This window comes from Entomohabitans teleogrylli (genome assembly GCF_001484765.1).
Lineage (GTDB): Bacteria > Pseudomonadota > Gammaproteobacteria > Enterobacterales > Enterobacteriaceae > Entomohabitans > Entomohabitans teleogrylli.
The window spans coordinates 170,087-185,200 of the sequence record NZ_LLXO01000007.1 but is presented as its reverse complement, the minus strand read 5'-3'; the positions used below and the strand labels follow the sequence as shown (position 1 = coordinate 185,200).

General features: G+C 55.4%; 14 protein-coding genes. 4 read left to right on the top strand and 10 right to left on the bottom strand.

The annotated features are described in order from the left end of the window. The first annotated feature begins 9 nt into the window (after positions 1–9). Complete coding sequence (hofC, locus tag AQ981_RS13520; protein WP_058912265.1) at positions 10–1,209, top strand: protein transport protein HofC; 1,200 nt, start codon at positions 10–12, stop codon at positions 1,207–1,209. Between the two features lie 42 nt (positions 1,210–1,251). Here the strand turns inward: hofC and AQ981_RS13515 are convergent, their stop codons facing one another. After that, positions 1,252–2,295, bottom strand: coding sequence for a GMP reductase (locus tag AQ981_RS13515; RefSeq protein ID WP_058912264.1), 1,044 nt, complete (start codon positions 2,293–2,295; stop codon positions 1,252–1,254). Between the two features lie 272 nt (positions 2,296–2,567). Here AQ981_RS13515 and coaE point away from each other — a divergent pair, with 272 nt between their 5' ends. From coaE to yacG, 3 genes are read left to right on the top strand one after another with little or no spacing between them, the layout of a single operon-like run. Next, on the top strand, positions 2,568–3,188 hold the full coding sequence (gene coaE, locus AQ981_RS13510; RefSeq protein ID WP_058912263.1) for a dephospho-CoA kinase: 621 nt from the start codon (positions 2,568–2,570) through the stop codon (positions 3,186–3,188). Then, entirely contained in the window at positions 3,188–3,931 is a 744-nt protein-coding gene (gene zapD / locus AQ981_RS13505) for a cell division protein ZapD (protein WP_058912262.1), read from the top strand. The genes coaE and zapD overlap by 1 nt, the downstream gene beginning before the upstream one ends. A 9-nt stretch (positions 3,932–3,940) precedes the next feature. After that, a complete protein-coding gene (yacG, locus tag AQ981_RS13500; RefSeq protein ID WP_058912261.1) occupies positions 3,941–4,135 on the top strand; it encodes a DNA gyrase inhibitor YacG in 195 nt (64 codons plus the stop codon). 24 nt (positions 4,136–4,159) lie between these two features. On the opposite strand, the gene mutT is transcribed toward yacG, so the two are convergent. From mutT to murC, 9 genes are all read right to left on the bottom strand, one after another. Further along, positions 4,160–4,555, bottom strand: coding sequence for an 8-oxo-dGTP diphosphatase MutT (mutT, locus tag AQ981_RS13495; protein WP_058912260.1), 396 nt, complete (start codon positions 4,553–4,555; stop codon positions 4,160–4,162). 152 nt (positions 4,556–4,707) lie between these two features. Further along, the gene (secA, locus tag AQ981_RS13490; protein WP_058912259.1) at positions 4,708–7,413 is read right to left on the bottom strand and encodes a preprotein translocase subunit SecA; all 2,706 of its coding nucleotides are present in this window, start codon (positions 7,411–7,413) and stop codon (positions 4,708–4,710) included. A 60-nt stretch (positions 7,414–7,473) separates the two neighbouring features. Continuing rightward, positions 7,474–7,983 (bottom strand): secA translation cis-regulator SecM, encoded by a 510-nt coding sequence (secM, locus tag AQ981_RS13485; protein ID WP_058912258.1) that lies wholly within the window; start codon positions 7,981–7,983, stop codon positions 7,474–7,476. A gap of 252 nt (positions 7,984–8,235) precedes the next feature. Beyond that, complete coding sequence (lpxC, locus tag AQ981_RS13480) at positions 8,236–9,153, bottom strand: UDP-3-O-acyl-N-acetylglucosamine deacetylase (protein ID WP_058912257.1); 918 nt, start codon at positions 9,151–9,153, stop codon at positions 8,236–8,238. A gap of 101 nt (positions 9,154–9,254) precedes the next feature. Next, complete coding sequence (gene ftsZ / locus AQ981_RS13475; RefSeq protein ID WP_058912256.1) at positions 9,255–10,406, bottom strand: cell division protein FtsZ; 1,152 nt, start codon at positions 10,404–10,406, stop codon at positions 9,255–9,257. Between the two features lie 189 nt (positions 10,407–10,595). Next, on the bottom strand, positions 10,596–11,852 hold the full coding sequence (gene ftsA / locus AQ981_RS13470) for a cell division protein FtsA (RefSeq protein WP_058912255.1): 1,257 nt from the start codon (positions 11,850–11,852) through the stop codon (positions 10,596–10,598). Continuing rightward, entirely contained in the window at positions 11,849–12,679 is an 831-nt protein-coding gene (gene ftsQ / locus AQ981_RS13465) for a cell division protein FtsQ (RefSeq protein WP_058912254.1), read from the bottom strand. Before ftsQ ends, ftsA begins: the two co-directional genes overlap by 4 nt. A gap of 1 nt (position 12,680) precedes the next feature. After that, positions 12,681–13,595, bottom strand: a complete 915-nt coding sequence (locus AQ981_RS13460) for a D-alanine--D-alanine ligase (protein WP_058912253.1) — start codon at positions 13,593–13,595, stop codon at positions 12,681–12,683. Next, positions 13,588–15,063, bottom strand: a complete 1,476-nt coding sequence (gene murC, locus AQ981_RS13455) for a UDP-N-acetylmuramate--L-alanine ligase (protein ID WP_058912252.1) — start codon at positions 15,061–15,063, stop codon at positions 13,588–13,590. Before murC ends, AQ981_RS13460 begins: the two co-directional genes overlap by 8 nt. Between the last annotated feature and the right edge of the window lie 51 nt (positions 15,064–15,114).

Sequence of the window (15,114 nt, the reverse complement as noted above, 5' to 3'; positions counted from 1 at the left end):
AGAAGCAGCATGTCAGATATTTCGCTCTGGCGCTGGAGCGCTATCGATAATCTTGGGCAGTACCAGAAAGGCACTCTGCTGGCCAAAAACAAAGCCAGCGCCAGAGAAAAGATCGCTAATAGCAGCCTGCACCTTCTCTCTCTGAAACAGCAGCGCCGGCCTTTTCAGCATCCCTGGCATCCGCTACAGATTATCCAGTTTATTCGCCAACTGGCGGCGTTATTACAGGCCGGTATTCCCCTACCGGAAGGGCTGCAATTGCTTGCCCGTCAGCATCCTGTCGCCCCGTGGCAGGCGTTACTGCAGGATATTACGCACCAGATAACCCACGGCGCCAGCTTTTCCGGGGCATTAAACAACAGCCACGGTATCTTTCCCCCGCTGTTTATCGCTCTGATTCATACCGGCGAGCTGACTGGTCAGCTGGAATTTTGCTGTCAGCATCTGGCCAGCCAACAGGAACAGCAGTACCAGTTATATCGCAAGGTGAAGAAAGCCCTGCGCTATCCGCTATTTATTATGGCGGTGGCGCTGCTGGTGACAACAGGTATGGTCGGCTTTGTCCTGCCGGAATTCGCCGCCATCTACCGCACTTTTAACGCCCCGCTGCCAACCCTGACCCGCAGCGTTATCGCCCTGTCTGAATGGTGTATCGCGGCAGGACCGTATCTGGCCTTACTTCCTGGATTGCTCGCAGGCGGCTACAGTCACCTGCGGCGCGGACAACCACACTGGCGGGAAAAAGAGCAGCGCCTGCTACTCCGACTCCCTCTGCTGGCTCCGCTCATCCGCGGCCAGCGGCTTAACCAGATCTTCACCACCCTGGCGTTAACCCAGTCCTCAGGACTGCCGCTGTTAAAAGGTCTGGAGGCCGTGGAACAAACGCTGAATCACCCGTGGTGGCAGGCCGCGATACGCCGGGTCAAGGAGCGTATCACCGCCGGCGCCCCTCTTTCCGATGCCATCACGGCGGAAACCATTTTTACACCGCTCTGTATACAGCTGATTCGGGTCGGAGAAACCACCGGGGCGATGGATACCATGCTCAACCGGCTCGCCCACTGGCATGGAGAAAAAGCCAATGAACTGGCAGATAACCTTGCCGCAACGCTGGAACCGTTGATGATGGTAACGATCGGCGCAATCATTGGTGTGCTGGTTATCGCTATGTACCTGCCGGTTTTCCAGTTAGGCAACGCGATTGGCTAGTCAGGAAGTCAGGTGCGGCAACCGCCGCACCCTCGGGGAGTATTACAGACTATTAAAAATACGGTTTTCCTGCTCCTGCACCCGGATAAACGTTGTACGCTTGGTCAGCTCTTTCAGACGCGATGCGCCAACGTAAGTACAGGCTGAGCGTAAACCGCCAAGAATATCACGCGCGGTATTCTCCACCGGCCCGCGCAGGGGGAGCTTCACGGTTTTCCCTTCGGCGGCACGGTAACCGGCGACCCCGCCGACATGGCGCGTCATGGCGGATTCCGAGCTCATACCGTAGAACAGCATAAATTTCTCGCCATTCTGCTCCACAATGGTACCGCCGCTCTCATCATGACCGGCCAGCATCCCGCCCAGCATGACAAAATCCGCGCCGCCGCCGAAGGCTTTCGCCACATCGCCCGGTACGGTACATCCACCATCGCTGACAATCTGCCCTCCCAGTCCATGAGCCGCATCGGCGCACTCAATCACCGCGGAAAGCTGCGGATAGCCAACCCCGGTTTTCACGCGCGTGGTACACACTGAGCCCGGACCAATGCCAACTTTGACAATATCGGCCCCGGAGAGGATCAGTTCCTCACACATTTCACCGGTGACGACGTTACCGGCGCAAATGACCTTGTTCGGCCACGCTTCGCGGGCCTTACTGACAAACCGGACAAAATGTTCCGAGTAGCCGTTGGCCACATCAATGCAGATAAAATTGAGCGCCGGGGAGAGCGCCAGAATCTGTTTGGTTTTTTCAAAGTCGGCATCGGACGTGCCGGTAGACACCATCACATGCTGCAATACCTGAGCCGGCGCCGAAACAATAAATGTCTGCCACTGTTCCACGCTGTAATGTTTATGCACTGCGGTTAGAATATCAAAAGCAGCCAGCGCCGTAGCCATGTTGAAAGTACCTACGGAATCCATGTTCGCGGCAATCACCGGAACGCCGGACCAGTTAATACCTGAGTGTTTAAAGGTGAACTGCCGGTCTAACTCAACATCAGAGCGACTTTTAAGGGTGGAGCGTTTCGGGCGAATAAGGACATCTTTGAAACCGAGCTTCAGATCTTCTTCAATACGCATGAGCGAATTCCTGGTCGAATGGCGATGGACACGTAAACGTTATCGGCGGTACAACTGCCAACTCCAGTGAAGCTATCATACGCACTAATAATGGCGCCGCAAGACTGCGAAACTCTCCTTTTTTACGCTACAATCCTATAAATTTACCTGGAAATCAGGAAACAGGCTTGATCGCCACGCCGGGTTATACGGCAGGCGAAGCCATTTATTTTATTATTAATAGCGTTTTCAGCTATTCTGTAGATAAAACATAGATTCAGGATCAATAGGTTATGGTTTATACAGTCGCTTTGACTGGCGGAATCGGCAGTGGCAAAACTACAGTTGCCAACGCATTTTCCCGGTCAGGCATAACCGTGGTTGATGCTGATGTCATTGCGCGCCAGGTTGTCGAGCCCGGGCAGCCGGCCCTCGACGCCATCGTCCAGCACTTTGGGCAGCAGATACTGCATGAGGATGGCACGCTTGACCGCCGGGCGTTGCGCGATCTTATCTTCTCCAGCCCTCAAGAAAAAAACTGGCTAAATCAACTGCTTCACCCTCTGATTCAACAGCAAACCCGCCATGAACTGGAAAGCGCCAGCTCTCCCTATGCACTGTGGGTCGTGCCGTTATTAGTGGAAAATCAGCTCCAGGAACGAGCCAATCGCATTCTGGTGGTGGATGTTTCTCTCCAGACGCAAATCCAGCGCACCATGGCTCGCGATAATGTCAGTCGCGAGCAGGTCTTAAATATCCTTGCTGCGCAGGCAACCAGGGAAGCGCGCCTGTCCATAGCGGATGATGTCATTAATAATGATGGCGCGCCGGAATCAATTATTCCGGATGTCGCCCGCCTGCATCAGCACTACCTGCTACTGGCCTCGCAGGCTGTATTACAGGAAAAAGCGTAATGAGTTCCGGTATCCTTTTCGAACATCCTCTTAATGAAAAAATGCGCACCTGGCTGCGCATTGAATTTCTGCTTCAGCAGCTTGAAGCGCTGCAACCGATACACGATCACGCGACAGCGTTGCACTTTTTTCACAATGTCGGGGAATTGCTGGATGTTTTTGAACGTGGCGAAGTGCGTACCGAGATTCTGAAAGAGCTGGAGCGCCAGCAGCGCAAATTAAAAAGCTGGTCAGATGTCCCCGGGGTGGACGTCAGCCGCATTGAAGATCTTGGTCATCAGTTGAAAACTCGCAGTAGCGTGCTGTTTTCCGCTCCGCGCCTCGGCCAGACGCTGCGGGAAGACAAACTCATCAGCCTGGTGCGCCAGCGCCTGAGTATCCCCGGCGGCTGTTGCAGTTTCGATTTACCGACCCTGCATATCTGGCTGTATTTACCCCAGGCGCAGCGTAATGAGACGGTTAATCAGTGGATGAGCAGCCTTGACCCTCTGCGCCAGGCGTTGTCACAAATCCTTGAGTTGATTCGTAATTCTGCTCAATTTCGCAAACAAACCAGCCTGAATGGTTTTTATCAGGATAACGGCGAAGATGCCGACCTGCTGCGTCTGAAGCTGGATCTGAGCGAGCAACTCTACCCGCAAGTCTCCGGCCATAAAAGCCGCTTCGCCATTCGTTTTATGCCGGTTGACAGTGAACAGGGTATGGTGCCGGAACGTCTCGACTTTGAACTGGCCTGTTGTTAAGGAGTAATTATGACGGAACTCACTCAGGTAAACTGCCCAACCTGCGGTAAAGCGGTGGTGTGGGGCGAAGAAAGTCCCTTCAGGCCCTTCTGTAGTAAGCGCTGCCAGTTGATTGATCTCGGCGAGTGGGCGACCGAAGAGAAACGCATCCCCAGCCAGGGCGACCTGACCGACAGCGACGGCTGGAGCGAAGAACAGTCCTGATCCCCCGGTGCGCCGCCGGCGCACTTATTTTACATCATTCAGCAGGCGCTCAATGACTGCGACATTGGCCGGCGGAAAAGCATCGGCCCGCAATTGGTGCTGTTCAACCCAATGGCCCGGCTGCCCTTCTTTTCCCCAGGGTTGCCCCTGCCATTCCTCAACCAGAAAAAACCACAGCGACACATGGCGATCGCTGAAGCGATGCTCCAGATGGTCATATAGCGTAAAGCGAGTGGCCCGAATGCCTGTCTCTTCTTCAAGCTCGCGCACCAGCGCCTGCTCAGGCGTTTCGCCGGCTTCAATCTTGCCGCCGGGAAATTCCCATTTATTCGCCATGTGAGCATCCGCAGCGCGGCGCGTAATAAAGATCTCGCCCTGCTGATTACGAATGATCCCAACGGCGATATTCAGCGTTTTCATTACACGTTTTTCCTCGTCAAAATTCGCCGTTATGGCCGTACGGCAGGCAGTACCTGACATCCGCCCGGCGATTGCGCAGGTTAAGGCTATCTCTGTGCAGAAGGCAATAAAAAAGGCGCAGTAACCTGCGCCTTTTTACCAGACAGGGTCAATCAGCTCAAACGGCCATGACACTGCTTATATTTCTTCCCGGAACCGCAAGGGCACGGGTCGTTACGCCCCACTTTACGCTCCCCGGTCTGAGCGGCAATCGCCGCCGCCGCTTCCGCGTCATCAGTCTGATGACTCAGCTGTTGCATCTGCGCCAGACGCTCTGCTTCCTGACGGCGCTGCTGCTCCATGGCTTCCACCTCTTCCGGCTGGCGGACCTGCACCTTACTCAGCGTGCTGATCACTTCATATTTCAGCGACTCCAGCATCGAGGCGAACATTGAGAATGACTCACGCTTGTACTCCTGCTTCGGATCTTTTTGCGCATAACCGCGCAGATGGATCCCCTGACGCAGGTAGTCCATCGCCGCCAGATGCTCTTTCCACAGTGAATCCAGAGTCTGGAGCATGACGCCTTTCTCAAAATGGCGCATCATTTCAGCGCCGACAATCTCTTCTTTACGCTGATACACTTCAATTGCGTTGTGCAGAATACGCTCGCGCAGCGTCTCTTCATGCAGCTCAGGCTCTTTATCCAGCCATTCGGTGAGCGGCAGATCGAGGTCGAAGTCATTCTTCAGGCGCTCCTGCAACCCGGGCACGTCCCACATCTCTTCCAGAGACTGCGGCGGGATATGGGCGTCGATAGTCACTTTGAAGACATCTTCACGAATGCTATTGATGGTTTCACTGACATCGCTGACATCCAGCAATTCATTACGCTGAGTGTAGATCGCCCGGCGCTGATCGTTAGCCACATCATCATATTCCAGCAGTTGCTTACGAATATCGAAGTTGCGGCTTTCCACTTTACGCTGCGCGTTGGCAATCGCTTTGGTTACCCACGGATGCTCAATCGCCTCGCCCGGCTTCATACCCAGTTTACGCATCATCCCGGAGACGCGATCGGAGGCGAAAATACGCATCAGAGCATCTTCCATAGAAAGGTAGAAGCGGGAAGACCCCGGATCCCCCTGGCGACCGGAACGACCGCGCAGCTGATTGTCGATACGCCGCGATTCATGACGCTCAGTACCAATGATATGCAGACCGCCAGACGCCAGCACCGCATCATGACGCACCTGCCAGTCGGCTTTAATCTGATCGATTTGCTCCTGAGTCGGGTTTTCCAGCTCGGCGATTTCTGTTTGCCAACTGCCCCCCAGCACAATATCGGTACCACGACCTGCCATGTTGGTCGCGATAGTCACCGCCGCCGGGTAGCCTGCCTGGGCGACAATATCCGCCTCTTTGGCGTGGAACTTAGCGTTCAGTACGTTATGCTTAATGCCGGCTTTAGTCAGCTCATTAGACACTACTTCTGATTTTTCGATGGAGATTGTCCCCACCAGCACCGGCTGACCATTCTCGGTACGCTCTTTAATGTCTTCGATGATCGCGGTAATTTTTTCCGCTTCCGTCATATACACCAGATCCGGCAGATCCTTACGAATCATCGGGCGGTTGGTCGGCACCACAATGGTATCCAGCTTGTAAATTGAGCTGAATTCAAACGCTTCGGTGTCCGCGGTACCGGTCATCCCGGCCAGCTTCTCATAAAGACGGAAATAGTTCTGGAAGGTGATGGAGGCCAGCGTCTGGTTCTCGTTCTGGATATCCACGCCTTCTTTGGCTTCCACCGCCTGGTGCAGACCATCCGACCAGCGACGTCCCTGCATGGTACGGCCGGTATGTTCATCGACGATGATAACCTCGCCATCTTTGACGATGTAGTCGACATCGCGGGTAAACAGCGCGTGAGCGCGCAGCGCTGCGGTGACATGGTGCATCAGCATGATATTGCCCGGCGAGTAGAGCGACTCCCCTTCGTCCATCATGCCCTCTTTGACCAGTAGCTCTTCCACCAGCACCAGACCGCGTTCAGTCAGGTTAACCTGACGCGCCTTTTCATCTACCGAGAAATGCCCTTCACCGTGGAAGGTATCAGAGTCTTCTTTCTCCTGGCGTACCAGGTTAGGGATGATCTTATCCACACGGCGATAAAGATCGGAGCTGTCTTCCGCCGGGCCAGAAATAATCAGCGGAGTACGAGCTTCGTCGATCAGAATGGAGTCGACTTCATCCACTAATGCGTAGTGCAGCTTACGCTGAACGCGCTCTTCCGGGCTGAACGCCATATTGTCGCGCAGGTAATCAAAACCATATTCGTTGTTGGTGCCATAGGTGATATCAGCCGCATAGGCTTCACGTTTGGCCGGCGCCGGCATTCCCGGCAGGTTGATTCCCACCGTCAGGCCAAGGAACTCAAATAGCGGACGGTTGTTTTCCGCATCGCGCTGCGCCAGATAGTCGTTCACGGTGACCACGTGAACTCCTTTGCCGGTAAGGGCATTGACGTACGCTGGCAGCGTGGCGGTCAGGGTTTTACCTTCACCGGTACGCATTTCCGCGATGCAACGATCGTTAAGCACCATCCCACCCAGCAACTGCACATCGAAATGACGCATGCCGAATACACGCTTACTGGCCTCACGCACCACGGCGAAGGCTTCCGGAATCAGACTTTCCAGGCTTTCGCCTTTTTCCAGACGGCCGCGGAATTCAACGGTTTTCGCTTTCAGTTCATCGTCTGAAAGCTTCTCCATCGCAGGTTCCATGCTGTTGATCAGATTGACGGCTTTGCGCATGCGACGCAAAGTACGATCGTTACGACTACCAAAAACTTTCGTTAATAATTTGACTAGCATAATAAAATCTCAGACGCCCTCAGAGGCGGAATTAAAAGGTTTGTACTTAAGACCGAAGTATTAACTGAGGCGCTGAGGACCGGCGCGAATGCCCTGGACCTGACGGATCCAGTCGGCGACGCCGAATACGGAAAGGGGCTGAGCCGGCAAGGCGTTGAGAGAACGCACAATAACCGGCGGTTTGGTTTCCTGCGTCAACAGCGCGCTCAGCGTATCGAGCAACGCAACTTGTTGAGCCTGCAGGGGAGCACCGGCGTCCGCCGTCGGCAGAGCCTGCGGCGCCAGCACAAAAGAGAGATGACGGATAACCGTGCGGATCGCATGCTGGTGCCAGTAATCGACACTAAACGACGTCCGGCGAGCGGAATCCTGAAGCAGCGCCAGACTATCAAAGTTAACCGCGTTACCACGACTGGCGGTAGTTGCCGAGGTTTCCGCCGCTGCGAGTGGCGTCTCAGCGTTAGCATTGAGCACGGGCAGCCCTAAACTGGCTGCAACCATCCCCAGCAGGAGATGCGGCCAGAAGTACCGTCTACCCAGTTGTCGCCAACGCCCTAAAATACCGATCACTTACGCTACCCGATAATTAAAATTCGCGGAGCCTGATTACCACGCTCCATTTCGCCACAGAATATTATCACTATTCGCTTTTTCCCACACCAGGAAAGCATACATGCAAAGGTATAACTGGATAATAAACCAGCAGCGAAAAATCTCAGACTGACACAGGAGAATGTTAACCAGAGAGAAAATAAAAACGACTGGCAACCTGGCAGGAGAGAGGCGCCAGATTAACCAGTCGTCATGATTAGCAGAAAACGATCAGGCCAGAACCATCGACGGCGCTTTGAATGCCAGCGGCATTTCCGCTTCGTCTTCGAAGGTTACATATTCCCACGCTTCCTGTTTTGCCAGTACCGCCTGCAACAGCTTGTTGTTCAGGGCATGGCCGGACTTATAAGCCGTGAATGCGCCAATGATATTGTGACCACACATGAACAGGTCACCGATAGCATCCAGCATTTTGTGGCGTACAAATTCGTCTTCAAAGCGTAAACCGTCTTCGTTCAGTACGCGATAATCGTCAACAACGATGGCACAATCGAAGCTGCCGCCCAGGCACAGACCACGGGACTGCAGATATTCGATATCGCGCATAAAACCGAAGGTACGCGCCCGGCTGATCTGACGCATAAACGCGTCCGCCGAGAAGTTCATGCGATAGCGCTGGCTGCTGGCATCAATCGCCGGATGGTTGAAGTCGATAGTAAAATCGAGCGTAAAACCATTGTACGGTTTGAATTCAGCCCACTTGTCGCCATCTTCGACGCGTACGGTCTCTTTGATACGAACAAATTTCTTCGCGGCGTTCAGTTCGTCAATACCCGCATCCATCAGCAGATAAACGAAAGGCGCTGCGCTGCCGTCCATAATTGGGATTTCCGGCGCGTCGACTTCAATAACAATGTTATCAATGCCGAGACCCGCCAGGGCTGCGTTCAGGTGCTCAACGGTCGAAATCCGCACGTCATGCTCGTTAACCAGGCAAGTACAGAGCATGGTATCACGCACAGATTTGGCATCTGCCGGAAAATCAACCGGTGGATTCAAGTCGGTGCGACGATAGATGACCCCGGTATTTGCCGGCGCAGGGCGCAACGTCAGCGAGACTTTCTTGCCGGTATGTAAACCGACGCCAGTCGCCTGAACGATACGTTTAAGTGTCCTTTGTTTGATCATCGTATTATCTCGCCATATTTCTCACGCAACCGAAAGTGTACATCACAATCGGCAGGGCAGTTTAGCACAAAGAGCGCACATTCCCAACTTCCAGCGTATTCTTAGTCCGCCTGTTTACGCAGGAACGCCGGAATATCCAGGTAATCAGGCTCTTTCGCCGTCTGCGGTGCGTTATCGTTGACCACTTTCGCCACGTTTTTCTGCTCCTGCTGCAGCGGCGCCATGCCGTGCTGCTGGTAGCGATCCATCATCGGCTGCTGGGTCTGCTTATTGGTCACCAGCGTGATTTCCGGACGTTTGTCCATACCGATACCGGTCGCCACCACAGTAACGCGCAGCTCGTCGTTCATATCCGGGTCCAGAGAAGTACCGATTACCACCGTAGCGTTATCGGACGCAAAAGCGCGGATAGTGTTACCGACGGTTTCGAACTCATCCAGACGCAGGTCGAAGCCAGCGGTGATGTTAACCAGCACGCCGCGCGCGCCAGACAGATCGATATCTTCCAGCAGCGGAGAAGAAATAGCCATTTCCGCCGCTTCTTCCGCACGGTCTTCACCGCTGGCGACGCCGGAGCCCATCATGGCATAGCCCATTTCAGACATCACGGTACGAACGTCCGCAAAGTCGACGTTCATCAGGCCCGGACGAGTGATCAGCTCAGCGATACCCTGTACTGCGCCTTTCAGCACATCATTCGCAGCGCCGAACGCATCGAGCAGTGAAATACCGCGGCCAAGGACTTTCAGCAATTTGTCATTAGGAATCGTAATCAGCGAGTCGACATGCTTGGACAGCTCGGCGATCCCCTGCTCCGCGAAGGCCATACGCTTCTTGCCTTCAAAATTAAACGGTTTGGTCACCACCGCAACGGTCAGGATACCGAGATCTTTAGCGACCTCAGCCACCACTGGCGCAGCCCCGGTTCCGGTACCGCCGCCCATTCCGGCTGCGATAAAGACCATATCGGCGCCATCCAGCGCGGCGCGCAGCGCTTCGCGGTCTTCGTCCGCCGCATTGCGGCCCACTTCCGGGTTAGCGCCGGCACCCAGACCTTTGGTAATACCGCTACCAATCTGGATGGTTTGCCCTACCGCGGTTTTACGCAGCGCCTGGGCGTCGGTGTTAACCGCGAAGAATTCAACGCCTTCGATGCGCTCGCGCACCATGTGTTCTACGGCATTACCGCCGCCGCCACCGACGCCGATGACTTTAATCACCGCGTCGTTGGTGAGTTCCATAGGTTCAAACATAGTTTCTCTCCGTTTAATACACTTCATCCTTCAGACTGCTTCGCTGTTGGCCTGCTGCGGTCCCCTCCGGTCGCTTATTCATGTAAGTTCCCGGTGATTCTCTCAGTTGCCGCCTCAACGCACCCTGAATGATTTGGTGTATGTGCCTGTCGCCTGAGGCCGTTAGCCTGCTTCGGCCTCTTTAAAAAATTAAAACTCTTTTCTCAGCCAACTGTTAATTCGTTTTATCCAGGAACCGACGGATGAGTGTTTTTCCACTTCCGCCTCACCGCTCAAATGTGACTCTTTGCCGTAGTGAAGCAGACCTACCGCCGTTGAATAATAAGGCTCCTGGGCATAATCCGTCAGTCCGGTAATATTCAGCGGTTGCCCGATGCGTACCTGGGTGTGGAACACCCGCTGCGCGCAGGCCGCCAGACCTTCGATTTGCGCCGCGCCGCCGGTCAACACGATCCCGGCCGCCAGGTGGTGCTTCACCCCCTGCTGACGCAGTTGTTCCTGCAACTGCAAAATTTCTTCATTCACCAGATTGAGCAACTCGGTGTAGCGCGGCTCAATCACTTCCGCCAGTGTCTGACGCTGCAGGCTGCGCGGAGGACGCCCGCCGACGCTCGGCACCTCCACACTCTCATCTTTTCCCACCAGCGATCCCAGCGCGCAACCGTGACGCACTTTAATGGCTTCGGCATCGCTGGGCGGCGTACCAAACGCGTAAGCGATATCGCTGGTCACCACGTTCCCGGCGTAGGGGATAACTTTGGTGTGGCGCAGGGCGCCGCCAGTATATACCGCAATATCCATAGTACCACCGCCGATGTCCACGACACAGACGCCCAGTTCACGTTCGTCTTCAGTGAGTACCGAATAGCTGGATGCCAGTCCGGCGAAAATAAGTTGGTCAACCTTCAGACCGCAACGTTCCACCGCTTTGACAATATTTTTTGCCATATCGTTGTGGCAGGTGATCAAATGCACCTTGGCCTGCATACGTACACCTGACAGACCTACCGGATTTTTTATACCTTCCTGGTAATCAATGGCATATTCCTGCGGAATAACGTGCAAAACGCGATGCTCATCGCGAACGCGTACCGACTTGGCGGTATGCACCACGTTTTCAACATCTTCCTGAGTGACCTCCTCCTCAGAGATAGGCACCATACCGATTTCATTCTGACAGCTGATATGCTTACCCGACAGCGCCAGATAGACTGACGAAATCTGGCAGTCCGCCATCAGTTCGGCCTGGTCGATGGCGCGCTGTACGCACTTCACCACCGACTCCAGATCGTTCACTCCGCCTTTATCCATACCGCGGGACGGGCAGCTGCCGACGCCAATGATATTCACCATACCGTCGGGCAGAATTTCCCCTACTAAAGCGGCTACCTTGGCGGTGCCAATCTCTAGTCCAACTACCAGTTTTCTGTCCGTCGCCTTGATCATTGTTGTTCTGCCTGTGCCTGATTCTGTTGCTGATTAACTGCTTCGACAGGGAGGGGAGCCCAGCCAACCGCTGCCCCCGAGTCATAGCGTAAATCGACGTAGCTGACCCGTTTATTGTCGGTTTGCGCCTGCTTTTGCAGAACCGGCCACAGTTCTACAAAGCGATTCAGCCGCTTTAACGTATCGCCGCGCCCAAGGTTAAGCCTGATATCGTCATTCAGGGTCAACACCCAGGAGCGCCGGGCGGTCATCGCTGCCTCTTTCAGCGTAAATTTGTCCTTCGCCAGCACATCCTTCATGGAGCGAAAACCTTGTAACACTTCGCTTTCGCTACCTTCCGGACCGGAAAGTAGCGGCAGAATCTGCCTGCTGGTCCGATCCGCCGGCGCGCTGAACGAATTGCCCTCGGCGTCCATCATGTGCTGATCATTCCAGCGCGCCACCGGGACATATTCAACCAGATGAATCTTCAATTCGTCCGGCCACTGTTTTCTGACACTCGCCTGCTTGATCCACGGCAGGCGCTCAATTTGCTGCTGGATGATGTTCACATCCTGGGTCATAAAGGTCCCCGGTGGCCCCAGAGCCATTATCGCCTGGCGAATATCGTCATTACGCGTGTAATGACGCTCCCCGGTCACCACCAGTTTCGATAGTGGAAGGCGCTGCGCATCTTCCATCCAACCCACCACCATCCAGCCGCTGACAAACACGGTCAGGAGCACCATCAGCAGAAACAGCATGCCGGCCAGGCGCGTTCCGTTACTGCGCCGGGAGATGCGTTCCTCGTCCTGACGCGTCCGTGTATTCAGTGCCGCCTGCGACATATCAGTTCGCCAGCTCCAGAATCCGTACTACCAGTTGTGAAAAGCTCATCCCCGCCTGACGGGCCGCCATCGGCACCAGGCTATGGCTGGTCATTCCCGGCGAAGTGTTCACCTCCAGTAGATAAAACTGCCCGTCGGCATCGAGCATCACATCCACCCGTCCCCAGCCGCGACAATCCAGTACCTGCCACGCCTGGCGCACCAGTTCATTCAGAGCCTGCTCCCGTTCAGCCTCCAGACCGGAAGGGCAAAAATACTGTGTCTCATCAGAGAGATATTTCGCCTCGTAGTCATAGAAGATCCCCGCAGGCTGAATGCGGATCGACGGCAGGATCTCGTCGCCCAACAGCGCGACGGTAAATTCCGGGCCGCTGAGCCATTTTTCCACCAGGACTTCATCATCGTGACGAAACGCCAGCTCAAGGGCGGCAGGCAGAGCGGCAAGATCGTCGACCTTCGACATGCCAACGCTCGATCCCTCACGGCTCGGCTTAACAATCACCGGCATCCCCAGCGCGGCGACCCGCTCGCCCATTGCCGCCGGCAGCGGCATATCGCTGCGCCGCAGCGTCACCCAGGGGGCGACAGGCAAACCTGCGCCCTGCCAGAGCAGTTTGGTGCGCAGCTTGTCCATCGTGATCGCGGAAGCCATCACGCCACTACCGGTATACGGCAACCCGAGAAACTCCAGCATCCCTTGCAGGGTGCCATCCTCGCCGCCGCGGCCGTGCAGGGCGATAAACACTTTATTAAACCCTTGTTCTTTCAGCGCGGTAACCGGCACATCCCGGGTATCCACGCCCTGAACATTCAGCCCGGCCTCCTGCAGCCCCTTAAGCACTGCCGCGCCAGACTGTAAAGACACCTCACGCTCCGCGGAAGTTCCGCCCAGCAGGACCGCAATCTTATCAACCATGATGCGCTTCCTCTTGAGTTTGAGGCTGTAATTTGATTTCAGCCAGTTTTTTTGCAATTTTGCCGATGTTCCCTGCACCTTGCACCAGGATCAGGTCATTTCCCGTCAAAACCGGTGCCAGAAGTTCGGCGACGCGGCCATGATCGGAAACGAGGATCGGATCCACTTTGCCGCGCCCGCGAATGGTCCGGCACAGCGAGCGACTGTCTGCGCCGGGAATCGGCGCTTCCCCGGCCGGGTAGACGTCCAGCATCAACAGCGAGTCTACCTGTGATAGCACATCGGCAAAGTCGTCATACAAATCCCGGGTACGGGTAAAGCGGTGCGGCTGAAAAATCATCACCAGATGCTTATCCGGCCAGCCGGCGCGCGCGGCTTTAATCGTCGCGTCCACCTCCGTAGGGTGGTGGCCGTAATCATCCACCAGCATCGCGGTGCCGCTTCTGCCGTTTACCGGCTCCAGTGGGTATTCCCCCTGGAAATCAAAGCGCCGCCCGGTTCCCTGGAAATTTTCCAGCGCGCGCAGTATCGCCGCGTCTTCAATCCCCTCTTCCGTCGCCACCGCCGCGGCCGCCGCCGCATTTAGCGCGTTATGGCGCCCCGGCGCATTGAGAACCACCGACAGGGCCGGCTTATCCTGGCGCAACAGCGTGAAACGCCCCTGCGCGCCCACCTGCTGATACGACTCCACGCGGACATCGGCGTCGTCGCTGAAACCGTAAGTCGTGGTATGCCGCCCCACCTGCGGCAACAGCTCGCGAATGACCGGGTCGTCCACGCACATCACCGCACGGCCATAAAACGGCAGGTTGTGCAGGAAGTTAATAAACGTCTGCTTCAGGTTTTCGAAGTCGCCCTGGTAAGTATCCATATGGTCAGCTTCAATGTTTGTCACAATCGCCACCATCGGCTGCAGATGGAGGAATGACGCATCGCTCTCGTCCGCTTCGGCGATTAAGTAGCGACTATTGCCCAGCCGGGCATGGGTCCCCGCCGATTTAACCAGACCGCCGTTGACAAAGGTCGGATCCAGCCCGGCCTCGGCGTAAATACTGGCTACCATCGCGGTGGTGGTGGTTTTCCCGTGGGTACCGGCAATAGCGATACCATGGCGAAAACGCATCAGCTCCGCCAGCATCTCCGCGCGGCGGATCACCGGAATACGCAGCTCATGCGCCGCGACGATCTCCGGGTTATCCGCCGCGATCGCGGTAGAGACCACCACCACGCTGGCGTCACGCACATTCTCCGGGCGATGGTTGAAATAGATAGTCGCCCCCAGCTCTGACAACTGCTGCGTGACCGCGTTTGGCGCCAGATCGGACCCGCTGATCTGATAGCCTTCATTGGCCAATACTTCCGCAATGCCGCCCATACCGGCACCGCCAATGCCAACAAAGTGAATGTGCCGAACGCGACGCATCTCGGGCACAATAGAACGCAGTTTCGCCAGTTGTTGTGTATTCATTCTCTAAACCTGCGGCGCAAAGGCCATAACATCTTCAAAATCAAAGGGTGT

Bases quoted from the DNA above. Each gene is read 5' to 3' on its own strand.
- hofC (WP_058912265.1), top strand. From the start codon at position 10: ATGTCAGATATTTCGCTCTGGCGCTGGAGCGCTATCGATAATCTTGGG.
- AQ981_RS13515 (WP_058912264.1), bottom strand. From the start codon at position 2,295: ATGCGTATTGAAGAAGATCTGAAGCTCGGTTTCAAAGATGTCCTTATT.
- coaE (WP_058912263.1), top strand. From the start codon at position 2,568: ATGGTTTATACAGTCGCTTTGACTGGCGGAATCGGCAGTGGCAAAACT.
- zapD (WP_058912262.1), top strand. From the start codon at position 3,188: ATGAGTTCCGGTATCCTTTTCGAACATCCTCTTAATGAAAAAATGCGC.
- yacG (WP_058912261.1), top strand. From the start codon at position 3,941: ATGACGGAACTCACTCAGGTAAACTGCCCAACCTGCGGTAAAGCGGTG.
- mutT (WP_058912260.1), bottom strand. From the start codon at position 4,555: ATGAAAACGCTGAATATCGCCGTTGGGATCATTCGTAATCAGCAGGGC.
- secA (WP_058912259.1), bottom strand. From the start codon at position 7,413: ATGCTAGTCAAATTATTAACGAAAGTTTTTGGTAGTCGTAACGATCGT.
- lpxC (WP_058912257.1), bottom strand. From the start codon at position 9,153: ATGATCAAACAAAGGACACTTAAACGTATCGTTCAGGCGACTGGCGTC.
- ftsZ (WP_058912256.1), bottom strand. From the start codon at position 10,406: ATGTTTGAACCTATGGAACTCACCAACGACGCGGTGATTAAAGTCATC.
- ftsA (WP_058912255.1), bottom strand. From the start codon at position 11,852: ATGATCAAGGCGACGGACAGAAAACTGGTAGTTGGACTAGAGATTGGC.
- ftsQ (WP_058912254.1), bottom strand. From the start codon at position 12,679: ATGTCGCAGGCGGCACTGAATACACGGACGCGTCAGGACGAGGAACGC.
- AQ981_RS13460 (WP_058912253.1), bottom strand. From the start codon at position 13,595: ATGGTTGATAAGATTGCGGTCCTGCTGGGCGGAACTTCCGCGGAGCGT.
- murC (WP_058912252.1), bottom strand. From the start codon at position 15,063: ATGAATACACAACAACTGGCGAAACTGCGTTCTATTGTGCCCGAGATG.